A 20,090-nucleotide genomic window follows, 5' to 3' on the forward strand; every position below is an offset into this window, starting at 1 on the left:
GACCCATCATGTCTGTCATCCGCAACCAGGCGTTACGTCGCCCGCTACCCGTCATGGCCCAACGGTAACCGCCGGTCTTGAACTTGGGAATAGCCGCGCGAGAGACGAAGCCACCAACGAATACGCGGACATTCGATACGCAGGGGTGCCAGTAAATTACTTGAAGGTTAACTAAGGGCTCCATTCAGTGTACCGGAACGCTCCGTCGGTTCGACTTCCTGCAAGCCCCGGCTGACGCCTGTACCCCTACGAAAGGTGAGCCGAAGCCTCGGCTTGGCGCCCAGCCCAAGCGCAGCAGACAGGATTTCCCGCCACCTACCACCATCTACGACGAGGACGTTGCAGATCGTTTCCTGTAAGGGTTGCCGATGATGGCTGCCCAGAGCCGCTGCACTCTCCTATTCTGCATTTTCCAAGGACCGTGACGCGCTAGCTCGCCCAGCGGTTCCATTCCTGCAACTGCGGGGCCACGCGCGTTCATTGGTGCGCACTTGACTGTTACTTCGAAGACTTCGGAGTTTCAGAGGAACTTCGAAAGGTTATCGTTTGTTCACCGTTGCGTGCTGGCGCCTTCGGAGCAGGGCGAGTCCGCAGCGAAGATCTGCCCGGCAGTTAGCCCGTTTTCCTCCAGCAAGGTTGAAATCTTGGCGGCATCGCCGAAATCGTCGCCGAGAGCGAGGAGGAAGGCCACGACGGCGCTTTTAAATGCCCTCAGACCATTCGCGTTCACGATCCTCGTGCCGACTGGCGGGGTGCCGGTTCGCTCGACGGTTGTTTTGCGGTGAACCATGACAGGAATGATGCGGGCGTCCGTACCGTAGTTGCTCTCACACCAGTTCACGGAGCCGGCCAGCTGGTTGATGTCCTTCTTGAAGATGAAATCACCTTGAGAGCCGGTTTTGGCCTCGAGCACGGCGTATGTGTGGTTGCCGAGGGCCCAGAGAACGTCGGGGCCCACACCTTGTTCTTCCTCCGGCTGCTGGCCCCGGATACCTAAGAGCGCTGCCAGGTCGGCCAGTGCTGCCTCAGCCTCTATGGTGCGATTGGGGTTCCACGTCAATTGGTCGAGGATCGCCTGGCCGCCCAGGATCAGTTCGGCCCCATTGGCAAAGTTTTCGCGGAGGTAGTCCCGGCATGCGTCGGCCTGGGCCGTGGCGGCCTCCATCGGTTCATACGCCGCGCCGGCTATTGGCCGCAGAGTAGCCATGTTGTGGTTTCGTCCATCAGACAATTCAGCCTGTGCTTTGACAGGGTCGAATGCATCGGTGTAGCCGGCCAAGGTTTCGGAGAGCCAGCCGCCGTAGCGTGCGTCGCCGGTAGCGTGGGCGGCGGTAACAGCTTCTTGTGCGTGAGCGGCGGCGGCGCGGGCGTCACCGCGTACCGCTGCGTTGTAGGCGCTTCTAAGGTGGGTTGCGGCCGGGTCGACGGTTGCTGCGCCATAGGCAACGCCTTTGAGGGCGCCGCGGGAGGCCTCGCGGAATTTCTGGTCGCCGGAAACAACCTGTTCGATGACGGAAGCGATGTCCTGCACGTAGGCATCCTTCATGCCTGCTGCGACGGTACGCGACATGCTCAGTTGCGCCCGGGTGGCCGGGGAAAGTTGGCTTGCGGCGTCAGCATTTGCGAGGAGGCGGGTCAGGCCAGCGCCCAGAATGACGACTGCGCAGCGGTCGTCGCGGCTGCGGACTCCGCGGCCCATGCCCTGCTCGACGCGCTGTACCTGGCGGGAGGTCATGGCCCTGCTCTTGCGCAAGGCAGCTGCTTCACGGCGTTCAATGCCTGTGTAAGCCTCCGGGATGCCATCGATGATGAGGACACGGCAGGCATCACCGGGCAGGTCTATTCCGTCATACCGGTTTACGATGACTACCAGCCCAACGTGGCCTTCGTTGAGCCGTTGTACCTGCTCGCCGATCTCCTCCATGGTGCTGACGGTGGCCTTCGCTTCAGAGCCCCACTCCTGCGCTTGGGCATGGCTGGGCACGAGGACAACAACGTTGTGTTGTTCGGCGAGCCCGGCCGCCATCTCCCGGACCTGCTCGTGATTAATGCGAGGGTTGAGCGACATGGGGGCGAGGATGAGGCGGTCGCCGAGGTCGGTCGCCGACGCAGGCACGAGGGGGTCAGCAACGCTGGCCGGATCAGCGTCGAAATGGGTTACCAGGACGCTGTCCTCGGCCAGGGTAGCCGTCAGGTACACGCGCCGCTGGGCCTCGGAAAAGCTCGGGAATTTTTGGATGGGAGGGCATTGGGGCATGATTTCCAGCCCGGCCGAGGTCACGGCCGCCTGGCACAGTTCAAGCTGGTCTGACAGCAGCGGCCACACCCACTCGAAGACTTTCTCCTTTCTGTGTGGGTGCAGCGCTTCGAGGACCTGACTTCGCTTTTTCCGCCAGGACCAGAACGGTATCCGCAGAACCGCCGAGTGAACTCCGGACGCAATGTCCATCAGCGTTGTGCTGCTTTGCGCTTCAAGGTCCTCGATGAAGAGGTTCATGACCTCTTCGTAGGCTTCATGGGTTGAAGGGATACGGAGGCTTGATTTGCCTTCCAGTTCCATGACTGCCGCGTGCGCATCGTCGATTACCACGCTGCCCACACTGATGGGTTGCCGTGAGGTCGTGCTTCCTTCGAGGCCGAAGCGGGTCTTCCCATTGATGAGGACGCCGACGGAGACGACAAGGATCGCTTGGGAGAAGAGGAAGCTCTCATCGTCCGGCGAATCCGTTACTTCCAGTCCGAGCGCATCGGCTTCGGCCCTTACCTGGGCGGCGAGGTGGGCGTCGGCCGTGATGTACATGGCTGGTCCGCGGCCCTCATTCAGGGAGCATTGGAGTATCAGCAGCCCGACGATTGTTTTGCCACCGCCGGTGTTTGTCTTTATGACGAGGTCCCGGCTGTCCCGACGATCCCGCCACGCCTGCAGCACGTCGCTTTGCACTGACCGCAGGTAGCCGTAGCCCTCATCTTTGTTTGGTAGAGCGTCAAACAAAGCCTCCGGATCGGTAATGGACGACAGCTCCCCGCTCATTGCGAGTTTCCCGAAGTCGAACGCCATGCCTGTGCCCCCAATGTGTCGCGAACGTGATGATGGATAACACTACTGGCTGCGGGAAGGGCGACGACAACCTCCGGCGGATCGGAAGAGGCCCGGTGAGCCGCGGAACCGCGAGCAACAACTTCCGTGCAGCCGTTGTAGGGCCGGTAAGTACCCGCCACATACCCCGTCACCCTGCAAGTCCGCCCCGGCCCAGGAGTTCAGCCAGAAATAATCGCGCCGCTCAACTGCTTTATTAGCCGCCTAGGGATCAGCAGGAATATTTCTGCATATTTTTGTTGACATAGAGCTCCATCACTTTCATACTGTAACCATGAGCGCAGAACCCGCCGGGGACGACAGCCTTACCCCGATCATTGGCACGGTCAGGGTTGCGCGCGGCCTGACCCAAAAAGAGGTATCCGCCCAAACAGGGCTTTCCCAAGCTTTACTGTCCAAGGTCGAAAGCGGCATGGTCACCTTGGACCAGGAGCGCATGCAGCTTTTGGCCAAAGCGCTTGATGTGCCGGTCGAAGGACTGCAACTCACCCGAGGTGACCTGGGTACCCCCTCGCATATCTTTCACCGGAAGAGGGCAACACTGCCCGTGTCCAGGGCAAACCAAATCCGCGCGCAACTGGATCTAGCTCATATGCAGATCGCCGCTATCTTCGGGAACGACAGGCCGCCGGCCCGCCTGCACCGCACCCCGCTCCCCGAAGACGGATACATCACCCCCGAAGACGTCGCACGGGATCTTCGCGAAGAGCTTCAGCTTGAGGACGGACCGCTGGAGAACCTCGTAGGAGTCTTGGAAGACCGTGGTGTGGCCGTCCTTCGAATGGACCTTGGGTCAACACGCATCGATGCCCTCGTCAGCTGGCCGGCGAAGCAATGGCCACTTGTCATCCTCAGCGACCACGCCCCGGCCGACCGCCAAAGGTTCACGCTAGCCCATGAACTCGGGCACGCAGTCATGCACGAGATACCTACCGAAAACCAGGAGACGGAGGCAGACCGGTTCGCCAGCGAATTCCTGATGCCTGCCTCGTCAATCCGGACAGAACTAAGCGACGTCAGCATCCCTCGATTGGCCAAACTGAAAACCAAATGGGGTGTCTCAATGGCTGCCCTCCTGCGCCGGGCCCGAGACCTCGGACAAATCTCCGAATCCAAGTACAAACAAATGAACATCGAGTTTTCGAAGGCCGGCTACAGGAAGTCCGAGCCCGTCCAGATCCCGGCCGAAGCCCCAGCTTTGATCCACCGCGCGATCGAGCGCAGGCTGAATCAGGGCGAACGCATCAAGGACATAGCACTGGCCGCGTCAATGAACCCCTCCCGCTTTGAAAGCACCTACCGAATCGAGGCAGCATGACTTCGAACACGCCCACCTTCCCGGACAGGACGAGACCCGGCAGAGCCTCCATCGCCCGGAACCAGACAACCGGCGTCCGCACCCGAGCGGTACAGGCGTTGGATTCCAGGGTTCTGTCCCTGACCACGTCCGATGCCTTCGCCACCGCCAACCACATCAACAAGGAACTGGGCGGTCTGGTTCTTGCCGGGTCCAATGCGTACGCGGACGCGAAGGCGATCCGCCACTACCGCCCGGACCTTGTTCTCGCCATCGAACCCAAGTCAGCAACGACCTACACCGCCACCGCCACCCAGCCCTTTCACCTGGACCAAGGCGGCATCATCGAGGAAACCCTCGATGACGTCCTGCAGGGCCAGCGGCAATGCGGCACGAACATCGCCCTGACCCCGACAGGGTTCATCGATATCGGTGATTCACGCCCTGCCAAAAAGGCAGTTGAACTCGCGAACGAGGTAGTGGGCGACGACATCGTTCTCCTGCTGCCCGTCCACTACAAATGGTGCCAGCCAGACCACATCAACCAGCTCATCACCATCGCGAAGAAGAGCATCCACCCCGTCGCGCTCACTCTCTGTGACGGAAGCAGCGATCCCCTGAGCCACCGCGGCGTCCCCGAAGGGTACCGGAAATTCTTCAGCAGCGTCCCCGACGCCATCGCGTGGCGGGCAGACATCGGAGGCTTTGACGCTCTGACCTTCGGTGCACTCGCTTCGGTTATCGGCCAGCTCCCCAGCCTCAGGCGCGGCAAGGACCCTAGCAAGAAATCCACAGCCATCAACCCGGCTGACACCACACCAAACATTCTGCTGCCGACCCTGCTCCGGTACGCCCGCAGCAGCTACATGCAGGAAAACTGGTTCGCCAACGTCCCGTCCCTTACCTGCGACTGCACAATATGCGGCGGGAAGCCTGTCGATAGGTTTTCCGGATCGTCAGAGGACCGGCTCACAGGGCACCTGCACAACCTTGCCACGCTGACATCCTTGGCCAGTGAGGTCCGGGAGGTCGGCCGGGACCAGTTGAAGCAGTGGTGGAGGGAAAAGCTGGAATCAGCCGAGACAGCCAGGGAACACCTTGCCGGGTATACGGCAACTACGGTTGACCCGCCAGCCGCGGTCAAGCAGTGGATCAAACTCGGGGTGCAGGACCACTAGGACTACGCCGGGGCGGAACGACCGTCATGCCAAGGTGTGACTGGTCGTAGACCGTTTCGGCGAATTTCCATGCCGCGCCAGTGAGCTTCATCGCGAGGAAGGGAGCCGCGGGCACAATGTCTTCCAGGGATCCAGCCTGTCCGCCCGCCCCGGTCTGGACTGCCACACCCACTCCCAGATAGGACGCCTCCAGCGCCAGGTGCATCTCGTCGTCGGGTATTCGGGGCAGCACAATCCTGCGTTCGCAATACGGCGCAAACCGGCTGGCCCGCTTGAGTGCGGCCATCCACGAAGATCCGAAAATATTGGCACGCTTTACGGAGATCGGAGGGCGGGCATGCCGGGTTACGGTGGCTCCACCGTTCGATGCGATCTCGAAGCTTACCGCCCAGCGCGCACGCCGCAACAAGCGCCACTCGTATGAGGAGAAGGCCGTCTCCGGCTGTGCCGCGCCAATAGGTATTTCCTTGAGGACGTTGTAGGTGTCAAGCGAAGCCACGCCATGATTTTCGGGTCCACGTCGGGCCAGTTCCGTTCGGTTGATTTCGAACTCCAGGACCGCATCCACCCCCCGGACGCGAAGGGGCGCCACCCGAAGGTCTTCACCCTCGGTGATGACAAGATCTTGGCATTGCGTTCGTCCGCGCATCACGCTCCTCCTTTCCGGTCCACGTTCGAGGTTTTGCCCCTGACGCTTGGCGGCTCTGCAGGTCCGGCCTGTTCGAACAGTACCCTTACCGCGTCCCAAAATCCGTGAGCTTGGCGCTCATAGCTCTGGGTTCTACTCCCCCGTGACCGTGGAATCCTCGCCAGCAATTCCACCGTCACCAGCTGCCGAAGGGTCCGGTGCACCGTGCTCGCCGCGATCCCCGTCCCTTCGGACACTGACTGACAGGTGAATTCACCCCCAGCATCAGCTATCCATGCCCCTATCCGAAGCATGTGCTGATTCCCGAACAGGGCCTTGGACCATCCAAGCTCGCCACCAACGATAACACTCACACCCTGATTCTATCCTAGATCCCGGAATCCGGAATCTAGGATGATTTGAGCGGAACGATGTCGACGCGGCCCTCGCCTCAGGGAAAGGCCTCGGCGGAGGGGCGGCGCGGTTCCGGCGGGGGGACGTAAAAGGAAAGGCCACCAAAGATAAACAGCATTCCTGAGGCGCCAGCGCTTTACAGAATCTTCATTATCGGCGTTAAAACAACGGGAGTAGAAGTAGCTGCGAGAACTCCCGTTCCGTGACTAATTCGGCGTTTTGCAGGCCTCCGTCATGGGCGCCTTCGCCGAATTCGAACGCTCCCTCATCAGAGAACGCCAGCGGAAGGCATCGCCCTCGAGAAACAGCGCAGGGGCCTACAAAGGGCGCAAAAAGACCCTCACACCGGAACGTGCCGCCGAACTCGTCCAACGCGCCGGCGGCGGTGTTCCAAAAGCCCTGCCTTGCTTCCCCGCGATCATGGTCTTCCTCTTTAGCCGCGGCCTCTACCTGCAGATGACTTAGGTCTTTACCACCGGGACCCTCACCGCCGCCGCAGCGACCATCATCACCACAGCGAGCACAAGCACCACCGTGACGACGACGAGAAGCGCCGGAGCGTCTCGCGGTGGCCGCCGGCGCTGCTCCCCACTGGATCGTCACAAACCATGACCAATGACGCCGTTATTCGTACTTTGGCCCGAAAATAGGAATAAGCTCGCTCTTATTCAGACTTAGGAGAACCGATGACCGATTCCTGGCCAGCGCATGGAAGCAAGACCATGCCATGGAAATCCTCGGGCCGCCCACCCCGTGAGGACCGCGAATTCACGGAAGTGGTCGTCTCCCTGCCGCCCCAGATCTCCGACCTCTGGTACTCCCCCAGCCGCGAAACCATAGTTGCCCTTGAAGAGGCAGCCGTAGCGGTTGCCTCCCTGGATGTCACAGCGAGCTCCCGTATGGCCGCAATCAGCGGCTTCCTGCTGCGCAGTGAAGCAGTATCGTCTTCCAAGATCGAGCACGTCAATGCCAACCGCGAGGACTATGCACGCGCCATGGTCGGGCTGAAAGCCAGTGACAACGCGCGATCCATGGTTGCTGCTGCTGACGCGGTGCAGGCGATGATCAACGCCGCGGGCCACACCGGCGAGATCCTGCTGAAGGACCTGCTCGCGGCTCACCACACCCTTATGAAGGACGATCCGGTCGACGGCCCGCACGCCGGGAAGGTGCGGGATGTTCAGAACTGGATCGGTGGCAGCGATTACTCGCCTCGCGGAGCTATACACGTCCCACCCCCGCCGGAGCTCGTTCCGGACCTGATGGCGGACCTGATGGTCTTCTGCAACCGCAAGGACATCCCGATCATGGCTCAGGCCGCCATCGCTCACGCCCAGTTTGAGTCCATTCACCCCTTCACAGACGGCAATGGACGCATCGGGCGTGCTCTAATCGGAGCGATCTCCCGTCGCCGCGGACTCACCAAGAACACCGTCACACCCATTGCCTCGGCGATGGTCGCCAACGTCGACATGTACTTCAGCCTGGTCAACAACTACCGGACCGGCGATGTTGACCCTTTCGTCCTGTACCTGGCTCAATCGGCTCTCCACGCTTCGGATGCGGCACGTGAATCCGTATCAGCCTTGGATGCCCTGCCTGCACAGTGGGTGGAGATGGCGAAACCCCGAAAGGGGTCTGCCGACGAGAAGATCATCCCCTGGCTGCTCGAGCGGCCCGTGTTTGAGGCCCACAGCGCCGCCTACGCTGCCGGCGTTGCTGAGAAGTCCGTGTACGGCGCCCTGGAACGGCTCACCGAGGCCGGAGTCATCAGCTTGGTCGGGACATCCCAGCGCCACCGGGCCTGGGCTGCAACGGAAGTCTTGGATGAGGTCGACCGGCTCAACAAGCGGCTCGCCGAGAATGCGCCCGCGGCAGCAAAGTGACGCAGAGACAGAAGCGGCTGCCCAAGGGGTCGGACCACCGACCCCCTTGGCCGTGAACGCAAAAAACTGGCTCCGTACGCATTAGGTTGGACAGGAACACCTGCGAATTTTCGATCCATTTGCGGAGAATCATGGCCGAGCAGCAGAAGTCATCAATAAAGACGTAGCCAGCCAGACCTGTGTCTGCGGCAACTCAGCCGGAGACGAGGGCATGATCGCTGCCAACTCGCTGGCTTCCCGGTCCATATCGAGGAAGCTGAAGTCCCCGCAGGTCCGGCGGCATGGCCCCGACGACGACGACGTCCACACGCTTTGCCCCTCCTGTGGCCAGCTCTACCGGAACGCCGACATCGAGCGTGACGGCGAGGCGCCCATCATCGACACCGTCGATGTCGGTGTGACGGCGTTCTTGGTGAGTCTGCGGCGACGGGAGATCGCTCCGATAGAGCACGATGCGTCCATTTGGTGCACTGGAAGAACTGATGCAAGGGCGATGCGGCCGGCCCGCCGGAAGGGCGCGGCGAAGCGTTGGCTGGGTCAACTAACCAGTGTTTAAGGACAAGGCGTCCGGCCGGGACACGTCCAGGCCGGAACCGACCGAGCTGTTGCGGTTCGCCCGGGACGGGGACACCGTCGTGGTTCACAGCATGGATCGGCTCGCCCGGAACCTCGATGACTTGCGTGCTCTTGTCCAGGGCCTCACCCGCAAAGGAGTGCGGGTGGAGTTCGTCAAAGAAAACCTTGGTCTTCACCGGCGAGGACTCCCCCATGGCCAACCTCATGCTCTCCGTCATGGGGGCCTTCGCCGAATTCGAGCGCTCCCGCATCAGGGAACGGCAGAGGGAAGGCATCGCCCTGGCCAAACGACGCGGCGCCTACAAAGGGCGGAAAAAGACCCTCACGCCGGAACGGGCGCGGCCGAGCTGGTCCAGCGCGCCGGTAAAGGTGTTCCGAAAGCTGTTATTGCCCGTGACTACGGGATCAGCAGGGAGACTGTTTACCAGTACCTGCGCCACGCCAAGCTGGAGTGAACCGCTCCCCTGCCTGAGCCGTCGATGTGCAATAGTCCGCGCGGCCGTGGCTTGACGGAATATCGGTTATCGGCGTTAAGTTGCGGGAGCACCATCCAACGTCGCGGCGCCAGCCTCAGGCCCTAATCACGCTCATCTGCGAAGAACCGCTTTTGTGGACGCCAGCCGACGTTAGTGCCGCACGAGCAGACGCCCATGGGTTCGCCGGCTCAACTTTGTTCCCGCTGTACGGAGCCTTGCCGCCGAGCCCCGCACCGGTCTACCCTAAAATGCTTAGAGGACTTAAGGTTTGTTGTATCCAAGGTTGCGAATCATGTGGGAACAGAAATTTGCGGCATCACAATAAGCTTTTAGTTTCAGAAAAGGTCCACGGTTTACTCCCGGGGTCTTTTCGTTTGTTGGGTGGCTCGGGTTTGGTCCTGGAACCCAAACATCTCCTCAACGTATGCGATCCACGTGCACGGTCCGGACAGCGGCCTGCAGCGTTGGGACTTCTTTGTGACACCAAAGCAGTTGTTTCTGTCTCGCCCTACGTGATTGGTGACGATGCCAAGTCCGAAATGAGGACAATATGAACGAGAATTTGAAATTGTCACGAGCTCGCCCAATCGTAGCTGTGTTTGGGGGAAGCACAGGCAACACAGAACCAACGCTCCAGCGAGCTGAACGGTTTGGGCGGGCCATCGCATCTCGTAATTGGATTATTCTCACAGGGGGAACAGGCCCCGCCAAGGCACCTGTGAAGAACCGAGCCATTCAAGGTGCTATCAGACCCGGCACAGAATCTTGGGTGGGCGTCGGCAGAATAGAAGAAAAAATAGCTGCGGCGACGTGGACGCGGGGAGACGGTGGGTTCGCCATCGCAAGCACACTGAACCATCATCGCAACTATCTGGAAGCCTGCATGACGGACGGCGCTATCTGTCTAGAGGGTGGTGATGGAACCAAGTCCGAACTTGCCTCCTGCCTTCTGCTTCGACGGCCCATAGCCTTGGTGGGTGATGGGTGGAAGAAGGACTGCGATCTGGATGGAAACCGGCCAGCGGCGTTGGCCAACTTGGTCAAGGCGACAATCAAAACCTTCAAAATGACCGGCGCGCACAAGTTGGAACGACATCAGGTGGGAGCGACAGCCGTCAAGAACGGGCTCAGCGATGTCGTGAGCCCGTATGCCTACTTCTCAGCAAATGCTTCTGAGGAAGAAGTTTTGGACTGGATACTGGCGAGGCTTCCTCCCATGGGTGCCTTCCCCGGCTTCTTTCCACACGATGTCGCAGGCCATGCGGATATCGAACGCATCTATTCAGCTTGGCTGACGGCGGCTGGTCGTGACTGATTCCATCGCGACATCTGCTGTCACCTGGCTAGGCCTAGGGTGTCCTATTCTCGAATGCTCCACGTACTGGATCTAACATGCTCAGATGAACTCGGCGTTTAAACAACGGGAGCAGCAGCGGCTAAGGGAACTCCCGTTCATGAGAGAACTGGGCGTTCTCCAAATGGTTTCTGCCGCCACTAGGCATTCAGCTGGCGCGATTGCTGCTCAGGTGCTTCGCTCCACTAAGGCTCCGTCACTCGGACGGTAGCCCTACAGCGTGGCGAGGACATCTGCCAGCTCTACCGACCCCCGGCTGCGCCGGCGCGTCTAGCCCACCTTGCCCCAAGGCCCAAACACCCCACAGTGGCCCGGTCCTGTGAGTAGGATCAGTGGCGTGAAGATCCGCCTCGCCACCCACCACGACGCACCCCAGCTCGCAGAACTGCTCAAGCACTGGGATAGGCACGAGTTTGAATCCGAGCGCTACGCCAACCGCCGGGGACCGAACGGCCCAGGCACCCACGTTGCCGAGCGCGACGGCACCATCGTCGGGTGGCTCACCGGCAGCCACGCCAACGAAAACGCGAACGAGATGGGGGACTACGCGGACCGGCCAAACTGGAGGTGCTCCGTGCTGCTCGCGATGTACGTCGACGTCGCCCACCAGGACGACGGTGTTGCACGGACCTCGTGGAAGCCTTCCTGGAGGAGAGCGAGGAGGAAGGCAACATCATGGCCTACGTCCACCCGGATGCCAACGCGGACCTGGAACGGCTTTGGCGCTTCTAGGAGCGTTTAGGCTTCACGCTGCGATGGCCGGCTAACCGACGCATCAGCATGGAGCACTGGCCCATGGCCAGGGACAGCGCGGGCTGACGATACGATCACGGCATGGAGATCCGCACCGCCACCGCCTTCGACGCTGCCCAGCTCACGGACCTGCTTCAGACGTGGAACGGGCACCCGGAGCACGCCCGGGGCTACCGGCAGGACGGGGCCCCGACCGGGCCGGGCACGCACGTCGCGGCCGAGAATGGATCCGTCATCGGGTGGCTGCACGGCGAGCACAGCTCCCCTGCCTGAACCTCGCTCGCCAATCACGCGGAGAACCCCGCTGACTCGACCTGCTCCCACCTCGTGGCCATGTTCGTCCATCGGACCGGCGCGACCAAGGCGTCGGCCGGAGCCCGCGACGCCAGCCACCGTCCCCTTGGAGGTCACGGCCGAGGAGGTCCACGCCCTCAAGACCGAGGGGCTGTCCTTCCAGAGAATCGCCGACAGGTCACCGAGGAGAAGTGCGCCCCGGTTAGCAAGAGCCGGGTCTTATGGATCCACATTGCCTACCAGAAGGAGCTCGCCGCGGCCTTCGGTGACGCCGTCTAGGCCCCTGACCGTCTGAGAAACCGGCCAGGAACACATTTCTGCCTCCGTCTGGAACCCCCTCCACCCGGCCTGCGAGGACTCGCCATACCTACAGCTTGGCGTGGGCGTCCTCCGGTTCCAGCGCGATGTTGGGGGTGCCCCGAACCGTTGCGGGAGTTGGCATCGTCATTTGACTGCACGCCGCGGACCGCTACAACCCCCACCCGAAAGGCCTCGACACGGCGACGGGAGACCTGGACGCGCTAAACAGCCGCTTCGAGGTCGTCGGCTTCGACACGGCTACGGCTGCGATCAGGAGTCCTACCTACAAGGCGGGCTGCACTGGAGGGGCAGCAGCCCGGTCGTCGTTGTGACACCGCAACGCTTTGACCGCCCGACCGAGGTTCAGGTTGCGGGCGATCGGCCATTGTTGCTTCCATGAAAGGGCAATCCCCGTCGGAGGTATTGACCGACACTCGGCTCATCACCAAGATATGAAGACAGAGCCGCTGAGCGGGGAGAACCTTGACCAATGATGTAGCATCCACAGACGTCGATCCCGACGAGACCGACCCCTCCCTTGACAGCCTCTCGCCCCTGCCGGTGCCCCAGCTCCCGCGTGGCGGCCTAGGATTATCCGGGCTCGGAGAGTCGGTCGAGGTCGACCCCTTCACCGGTTCGTGCACGGTCACCGTGCCCTTGGCCGTCAGCGCCGGACGGGGCGCCTCGCGCGCCGACCTGAGCCTGGTGCACAGCGGCGGCGGGGGGCGCTCGCCGTACGGCGGGGGTTGGAGCCTGGGCGTGCCGCGCATCGCGCGCTCGCTGCAGGACGGCGTCCCGACCTATACCGATGCAGACACCTTCACCCTCAACGGCCACGAACTCGTTCCGCTCCTGGTCACAGGCACGGGAGGCGCGCTCGAAGAGTACGACAAGCCGGGGAGCATCGACGGCACACCGGTGCGCATCCGGCGCTTCCGCACCCGCGTCGACGAAGGCCAGCGGGTCGAACGGATCGACGCGCCCGGGGACGCGTCATACTGGCGGTCATGGTCGAAGGACAACGTCGTGACGCGGTACGGCGCGAGCGACGACTCCCGCGTCCGCGACCCTGCGAGCGGGCAGCGGGTCTGGGAGTGGCTCGTCGACGAGGTTCGAGACGACCGGGGCAACGTGGCGGCCTACGAATACAAGAGCGAGGACACCGACCAGGTCACCCCGTCGATCACCGAGGCGCATCGGTTAGCGCCGGGCGCGCCCGCGCAGCCGGGCCGCTATCTCAAGCGGATCCGCTACGCCAACGCGACGCCCGATGACGCCGGTTCGACGCATCTGATGGTACTGCTGGACTACGGGGAGCACGACGAGGCGGCCGCCGAGGCGCGGCCGTGGCCAGAGCGGGACGACCCGTACTCCGAGCATCGGGCCGGCTTCGAGGTCAGGGTCTGGCGGCTGTTGCGCCGGGTCATGATCTTCCACGACTTCCCCGAGCTCGGACCAGGGCCCTCGCCCCGCCTGGTCCGCACGATCGAGCTGGGCCACGACGAAACACCCGACTGGACGTCGCTGACCTCGATCACGCAGGTTGGCTACGAGTGGACCGGGGTGGCGTACGCCTCCGTCGCCCTTCCTCCGGTCGAGCTCGACTACGGCGCGGGTGAGGCGGACCCGGTCCCCCACACCGTCGAGATGGCCGCCGTTCGCGATGGCGCCGCGCCTCGATGGGTCGACCTCGACGACGATGGACTGCCGGGCGTGCTGTGGACCGGCTCCGGCGGCTGGTCCTACCAGCGTCCCGCCGGCGACGGCGTCCTCCTTCCGCCCCGGCCGGTGGAGGTGCCCTTGGCGTCACGCGACGGCGTGCCGCCGCTACTGTCGGACGTAGACGGCAGCGGCCGCCTCCACGCGGTCGATGAGCGTGCCGGACGCTGCGGGACGACCGCGCGGGAGCAGGACGGATCCTGGGCGCCGTGGCGCGCGTACGACGAACGGGCCGTCGGTGACTTGGACGCCGCCGAGCGGCTGGATATGGACGGTGACGGGCTCGCCGACCTCGTCGGGTGGGCACCCGACGGGGTGCGCTGGCGCCGTGGCCGCGGCAGTCGCGGCTACGACACCCAGGGGCGCACCGCCGTGGGCGGGCCGCCCGTCCCGTCTGCGGACTCCGAACGCCAGTGGCTCCGGGCCGACATGACCGGCGACGGGCTGACCGACCTCGTGCGCGTGCGCAGCGGAAAGGTGGAGTACTGGCCCGGTCTCGGACGGGGACGATTCGGGGCCCCGATCACGATGGCGGGTGCGCCGTGGCTCGGCGACACAGAGTCCTTCGATCCCGACAGGGTGAGGCTGGTCGACCTCGACGGTCTGGGCACCGCGGACCTCGTCTACCTGGGGCCCGACGGGGTGATGGCGTGGACGAACCTGTCGGGCAACGGCTTCTCAGCGCCCAGACGGCTCGGCCCGCTGCCAACCGTGACGCCGGGGCTCGACGACGTCCAGGTCGTGGACCTGCTCGGCAAGGGCAGCCCGTGCCTGGTGTGGAGCTCGGCCCGGCCGGGCGTGCCGACCCGCTTCGTCGACCTGAGCGCGGACCACGGTGGCCGACGCCATGTGTGCGCCCTGCGCAACAACCTCGGCCGGCGCTGGGAGGTCAGGTACTCCTCCTCGAGCCGGTTCGCGACACGTGCACGGCTGGACGGTCGACCGTGGGCCACGCGGCTTGCGGGTCCCGTGACGGTCGCGACGAGCCTCACGGAGTCCGACGACGTGGCCGGCACCAGCCACGTCACGACGTACTCCTACCGCGACGGCTGGTTCGACCCGCAGGACCGGTCGTTCCGCGGGTTCGGCCGGGTCGACGTCGGCAAACCGGGAGCGAGCCTGACTCGGCATTGGTTCAACATCGGATCGGGGGATCGACCGATCACGGGGGCCTGGGCGGGCGACCCCGCGGCAGTCCACGTCGCTCCCGCCCTGATCGAGGGCGCCCAGGGCGGTCGTGAGTACGCCGACGCGTGGCGGGCGCTCGTCGGCCGCACGGTGCGCACCGAGGTGCTCGGCGACGACGGTGCATCCGACGTCCCATTCATGGTGTACGAGGAACGGCACCGGGCCGTACGCACCCAGTCCTCCCGCGGCGACCGGCCGGCGGCGTTCCGCGTGGAGCCGCTGGAAAGACTCGACTACGCCTACGAGCGCGTGGCCGACGACCCAAGGGTGACCCACGATCTCACCTTGCATACCGACAAGCACGGCAACGTGCTGGCGAACGCTCGCGTCGCCTACGCGCGCCGGACTCCCGCCCATCCCGAGCAGGCACATACACTGCTGAGCCACGCCACCACCGAGGTGGCCAGCGTCGACACCGCGACGGTCTACCGGATCGGCACCGTCCTCAGCCAGAGCGAGTACGACGTTGCGGGCCTGACCGTCCCCGCGGCGGGCCGCTTCGAGGTCTCCGGACTGAACGCGGCCCTGGCGGCCGCCGCCGTCCGGCCGATCGAGGCGACCGGGCTGCCGGGCGCCACACGTCGGCTGACCGGTGAGACCCGGTTGGAGTACTGGAACGACGCACTGACGGCCCCGCTCCCCGCCGGCCAGGTCGGCAGTCGTGCGCTGGTCCGCCGCACCCGCCGGCTCGCGCTAACGCAGGGTCTGGTGGCCGCCGTCTACGGCACCGACGTCAGCGGCGCCGAGCTGATCTCGGCCGGCTACGAGGCTGGCGGGACGAGCTGGTACGCCAACAGCGGCGTCACGACCTACGATCCTGCGGTCATGTACCAGCCCGTCGCCTGGTCCTTCCTCGGCAACGACGCCTCGGTGTCCTACGACGCCCATTCCCTGCTCGTGGTCCGCACCCAGGCGGCCGCGACCGCGCCCTTGCACCTTAACACCGTGGACGTCGGTAACGACTATCGGATGCTCGCCCCGGACCGGCTGACCGATCCCCACGAAACCGTCAGCAGGGTCCGGTTCGACCCGCTGGGGCGCGTCGTCGCCCACTGGCTGACCGCCGCCGACGGCACCGGCGACCCTGGCGGGCTGCCCGGGATCGTGCACACCTACGGCACCGACGACTGGCGGGCCGGTGTGGGACCGGCCTGGTCGCAGACCGACACCCGGGTGACCGCGGGAGACCCAGGCGCCTCCTGGCGACGGCAGCGCCTGTTCACCGACGGGACCGGCCGGGTCGCGATGACCAAGACCCTCGCCGAACCGGGCTTGGCGCTGGTCGAGGACGGGGCCGGCGGGAGCGTCCTCGTCGACACGGGGCCAGCGCTACGGTGGGTGAGCTCGGGCCGGACGGTGTTCGACCAGCAGGACCGGCCCGTCGAGCAGTACGAGCCCTACTACTCGGCGTCACCGGGTTTCGAGGATGCCGACGCCGTCGCCAAGCACCTGCTCACCGATCGACGCCAGTACGACCCGCTCGGCCGCGTGGCGCGGATCGACTACGCCGACGGAACCCTGGAGCGGTGGGAGATTGGACCGTGGCACGAGTCCCACTTCGACCGCAACGACGCCGTCGCGTCAAGCGACTGGCTCGCGGCCAGGCAGCAACCCGGCACGCCGGCGGCCGAGTCCCGTGCCGCCGCCCTCGCGCTGGCCCACGCGGGCACGCCAAGTGTCAGCGTCGCCGACCCGCTCGGACGTCTGGTCCGCACCCGCGCCGACCTCGGCACCGGGCCTGGTGGTCTGCTGGAGACCGTCCAGTACCTGGACCTGGAGGGCCGCGTCCTCCGCGTCGACGACGCGCTCGGACGGGTGACCGCGACCTCGGTGTACGACGCGATGGGGCGAGTCATTGCCTCCGACAGCATCGACGCGGGCTCCCAGCGCGTGCTGGTCGCCTCCGACGGGCAGCCTGTACGGCAATGGGGGGCGGCGGGCGACCGGATCCGCTGCCGCTACGACTGGCTCCGGCGGCGGACGCACCTGTTCGTCACCGACGCGGGCACGGAGGTCGAGCGGCTGGCCGAGCTCACCGTCTACGGTGAGGTCCACCCACAGGCCGTCGCCAGCTTCCTGGTCGGGAAGGCCGCGCGCAGGTATGACGAGGCCGGGCTCTCGCGCGTGGACGCACACGACCTGGCCGGCAACCTCGTCGCGGGCGCCCGGATCATGCTCGCCACGACGGGGCCGGCAGACTGGTCGGCGCTCGACGGGCTCGCATGGCCGGCCCTGGATGCTGCCGCGGCACCGTCGCTGTCCGGCGAGGAGCTCCTCGCAGGCTCCACCTTCGACGCCACCGGCCGCCCGATCGTGCAGGTGATGCCGGACGGCACGACACTTCGGCTCTCCTACGACGCCGGCGGCCTGCTCGCCCGGGTGCATGCCACGCCGGCGGGGGCGCCTGGCTTCGTCGTGCTCGACGGTGTCGAGCACGACGCGCGGCAGCGACGCACCCGAGCGGGATACGGCAACGGCGTGGTCACCCGCTTCCGCTACGATGACAGCAAATCCCACCGCATGACCGATGTCGTCACCACCGGACCCTCGGGAACCATGCAGGACCTGCACTACACCTACGACCCCGTCGGCAACGTGGTCCAAGTCGACGATCACAGCGCGTCGGCAATCTTCTACGCTGGCAGCGTCACCGACGGCACCCGCAGATTCGCCTACGACCCGCTCTACCGGCTCGTCTCGGCGACCGGACGGGAGCACGCGAGCCTGGGTGTCCAGCCCGACCGGCGCGACCCGCAGCTGCGTCCGGTGCCACACCCGAACGACACTGCCGCGGTCCGGCCCTACACGCAGACCTTCGACTACGACGAACTCGGCAACCTCACCCGGCTCGCCCACAGCGCCGGCGCGGGTTCCTACACCCGCCGCTATGACTACGACCCGGCCAGCAACCGGCTGCGCAGCCACTCACTTCCGGGGGACCCGGCTGCCGGCCCCTACTCGGCCGCGTTCGCCTACGACGCGGCCGGACGGATGTCGGCGATGCCCCATCTAACGGAACTGGTGTGGGACCACGCGGGGACGCTGCGCGAGGTTGACCTGGGCGGCGGCGGACACCTCGTCTACCACTGCGACGCGAGGGGAAACCGCGTCCGCACGATCTGGCAGCGCCGCTCGGCCTTCCGGGAGGAGCGTCTCTACCTGGGCGACTTTGAGATCTTCCGCCGGTTTGTCAACGACATCCTGGTCTTCGAGCGCACCACCGCTCACGTCAGGGACGCCGGGCGTCGTACGGCCACCATCGAGCGGGTCGCCTTAGACACTGCCGCCCCCGGCGCGATGCCCGCCGACCCGGTGGTGCGCTACGACCACGGTGACCACCTCGGCTCGTCGGTGGTCGAGACCGATGCGGTCGGCGCGGTCCTGACCTACGAGGAGTACCACCCTTACGGCACTACGGCGGTATGGCTGGGCGCTGCGTCCGTCAGCCTGAAGCGCTACCGCTACACCGGGAAGGAGCGCGACGAGGCAACCGGCCTCTACCGCATGGGCGTCCGGCACTACGCCGCCTGGCTGGGCCGCTGGACCAGCCCCGACCCTGCCGGGCTCGTCGACGGCGCGAACCGCTACACCTACGTCAACGACAACCCCGTCCGGCTGCTCGACCCCGACGGGCTCCAGGGCGGAGAAATGGAGCAGATGTGGTTCCTCGAAAGCAAGCTGCTGGGGCTCGCGCGCAAGGCAACGGCGGCGGGGCGCGGCTTCACCGAGCCGGTCTACCGGTACTTCGCCAAACAGAAGCAGCTGTGGGGCGGTCCGGCCGGGTACCAACTCGGCCACGAGGCCGAGAAGCCGTTCGCGCTGCTCCAGCAGGGTGAAGAAAGCACCATCGTGGGCCAGAGTGCCAAGTCCAACCTCAAGCAGTCCGCGCTCGACAAGAAGCTTGTTGCGGAGGCGGTGAAGAAGGGCATCCCCAAGCGCGACCCCAAGACCGGACTGTATCCCGGGGCGACCAAGGGGACCAGGGTGAACCAGCCCAAGATCCCCAAGGTCGTCGACGCTCAGGGCAATGTGGTGAAGCTGGCCAAGCCGCCGGCCACGCCCACCGCCCCCGTCATGCCCAAGGCGCCTTCGGCGCCCGTCGTGCCGAAGGCGCCTGTCAAGGTGCCCCAGCAGCTCAGCTTCAACTTCGACGCCCCCAAAGCGCCGGCGTCGCCGCCCCCCGCAGCGTCCACGCCGGCGGTGGCCGTCAAGCCCGTGGCCCCCGCCCCGGCACCGCCGCCGCCGGCGCCGCCGCCCGCCGCGGCCGTCAAGCCCGCCGGGTTGCCCAAGGTGAGCTCCAACACCGGCAAGTTCGTCAACGCCGTCGACGACGCTGCGGCGACCGCGAAACTCGAGGCGGGCGCCGCGAAGGCGCTGCAGACGGGCGGCGGCGCCCTGAAGTCGGTGGTTCCGGTCGTCAAGGGCGGAACGCCGGTGGCCAAGAACGCCGGTGTCCTGACCAAGGCGGTCTCTGCGGGAGGCAAGGTCTTGAAGGCCGCGGCGCCCGTGGTGAAGGCGGCCGCACCGTTCGTCAAAGCGGCCGCCCCCGTGGTGCGCCTAGTGGGCAAGGTCGCCAAGCCGCTCGCCGTGGGAGTGGCGGCGGCCGACCTGACAACGGCGAAAAACAATAGCGACCGCCTGGTGGCGGCGGGCGACCTGAGCGCGGGTATCGCGGCGTACTGCGGCCCCGTCGGTGCCGTTGGGTCGGGCGCCTACACGGTGAGCGGGCTCGCAGACGAGGGTCTTGCGAAGCTCTCGAAGGCGATAGTCGGCCAGGACCTGTCGCCCTCGAGCCTGGCGTCGATGCAGATGGGGTCGAACGACCGGCTGATCTCGTCGGTCATTCCCGACTCCCCCGACAAGCCGGCCTACAAGAACGAGAACAAGATCGCGTGGTTTTTGATCGACACTCTCGGCTTCTGACCAAGAC

The 20,090-nt window shown here is 65.0% G+C and carries 11 protein-coding genes and 2 pseudogenes; 10 read left to right on the forward strand and 3 right to left on the reverse strand.

Annotated elements, in window-relative coordinates; all coding sequences use genetic code 11:
• Positions 1–550: 550 nt before the first annotated feature.
• On the reverse strand, positions 551–3,058 hold the full coding sequence (locus tag J2805_RS18510; RefSeq protein ID WP_309978852.1) for a helicase C-terminal domain-containing protein: 2,508 nt from the start codon (positions 3,056–3,058) through the stop codon (positions 551–553).
• Positions 3,059–3,371: 313 nt separating this feature from the next.
• On the opposite strand from J2805_RS18510, the gene J2805_RS18515 reads away from it, so the two are divergent.
• Positions 3,372–4,415: an ImmA/IrrE family metallo-endopeptidase gene (locus tag J2805_RS18515; RefSeq protein WP_309978854.1), complete on the forward strand. Its 1,044-nt coding sequence runs from the start codon at positions 3,372–3,374 to the stop codon at positions 4,413–4,415.
• The gene (locus tag J2805_RS18520) at positions 4,412–5,572 is read left to right on the forward strand and encodes a hypothetical protein (RefSeq protein WP_309978855.1); all 1,161 of its coding nucleotides are present in this window, start codon (positions 4,412–4,414) and stop codon (positions 5,570–5,572) included. The genes J2805_RS18515 and J2805_RS18520 overlap by 4 nt, the downstream gene beginning before the upstream one ends.
• Here J2805_RS18520 and J2805_RS18525 read toward each other — a convergent pair.
• Together J2805_RS18525 and J2805_RS23960 are read right to left on the reverse strand one after the other, a co-directional pair.
• Entirely contained in the window at positions 5,547–6,221 is a 675-nt protein-coding gene (locus tag J2805_RS18525; RefSeq protein WP_309978856.1) for a hypothetical protein, read from the reverse strand. The two genes, J2805_RS18520 and J2805_RS18525, sit on opposite strands and share 26 nt — an antisense overlap.
• Positions 6,221–6,514 (reverse strand): helix-turn-helix domain-containing protein, encoded by a 294-nt coding sequence (locus J2805_RS23960; protein ID WP_396134427.1) that lies wholly within the window; start codon positions 6,512–6,514, stop codon positions 6,221–6,223. The genes J2805_RS18525 and J2805_RS23960 overlap by 1 nt, the downstream gene beginning before the upstream one ends.
• 319 nt (positions 6,515–6,833) lie before the next feature.
• Between J2805_RS23960 and J2805_RS18530 the strand changes: the two are divergent.
• From J2805_RS18530 to J2805_RS18565, 8 genes and pseudogenes are all read left to right on the forward strand, one after another.
• Positions 6,834–7,016: pseudogene (locus J2805_RS18530) on the forward strand (recombinase family protein); the annotation flags it as partial.
• Positions 7,017–7,336: 320 nt separating this feature from the next.
• Positions 7,337–8,500, forward strand: coding sequence for a Fic family protein (locus tag J2805_RS18535; protein ID WP_309978858.1), 1,164 nt, complete (start codon positions 7,337–7,339; stop codon positions 8,498–8,500).
• Positions 8,501–8,711: 211 nt separating this feature from the next.
• Positions 8,712–9,056 carry a hypothetical protein gene (locus tag J2805_RS18540; RefSeq protein WP_309978859.1) on the forward strand — a complete coding sequence of 115 codons (345 nt, stop codon included), beginning with the start codon at positions 8,712–8,714 and terminating at the stop codon, positions 9,054–9,056.
• Positions 9,049–9,531: pseudogene (locus J2805_RS18545) on the forward strand (recombinase family protein); the annotation flags it as partial. The gene J2805_RS18540 and the pseudogene J2805_RS18545, both read left to right, overlap by 8 nt.
• A gap of 571 nt (positions 9,532–10,102) precedes the next feature.
• On the forward strand, positions 10,103–10,867 hold the full coding sequence (locus J2805_RS18550) for an SLOG cluster 4 domain-containing protein (protein WP_309978861.1): 765 nt from the start codon (positions 10,103–10,105) through the stop codon (positions 10,865–10,867).
• Positions 10,868–11,225: 358 nt separating this feature from the next.
• Positions 11,226–11,648, forward strand: a complete 423-nt coding sequence (locus J2805_RS18555) for a GNAT family N-acetyltransferase (RefSeq protein WP_309978862.1) — start codon at positions 11,226–11,228, stop codon at positions 11,646–11,648.
• A 92-nt stretch (positions 11,649–11,740) separates the two neighbouring features.
• Entirely contained in the window at positions 11,741–11,932 is a 192-nt protein-coding gene (locus J2805_RS18560; protein ID WP_309978864.1) for a GNAT family N-acetyltransferase, read from the forward strand.
• An 804-nt stretch (positions 11,933–12,736) separates the two neighbouring features.
• Entirely contained in the window at positions 12,737–20,083 is a 7,347-nt protein-coding gene (locus J2805_RS18565) for a SpvB/TcaC N-terminal domain-containing protein (RefSeq protein WP_309978865.1), read from the forward strand.
• Positions 20,084–20,090: the final 7 nt, after the last annotated feature.

The sequence above is a fragment of the Arthrobacter oryzae genome, assembly GCF_031454875.1.
In the GTDB taxonomy this organism is placed as follows: domain Bacteria; phylum Actinomycetota; class Actinomycetes; order Actinomycetales; family Micrococcaceae; genus Arthrobacter; species Arthrobacter oryzae_D.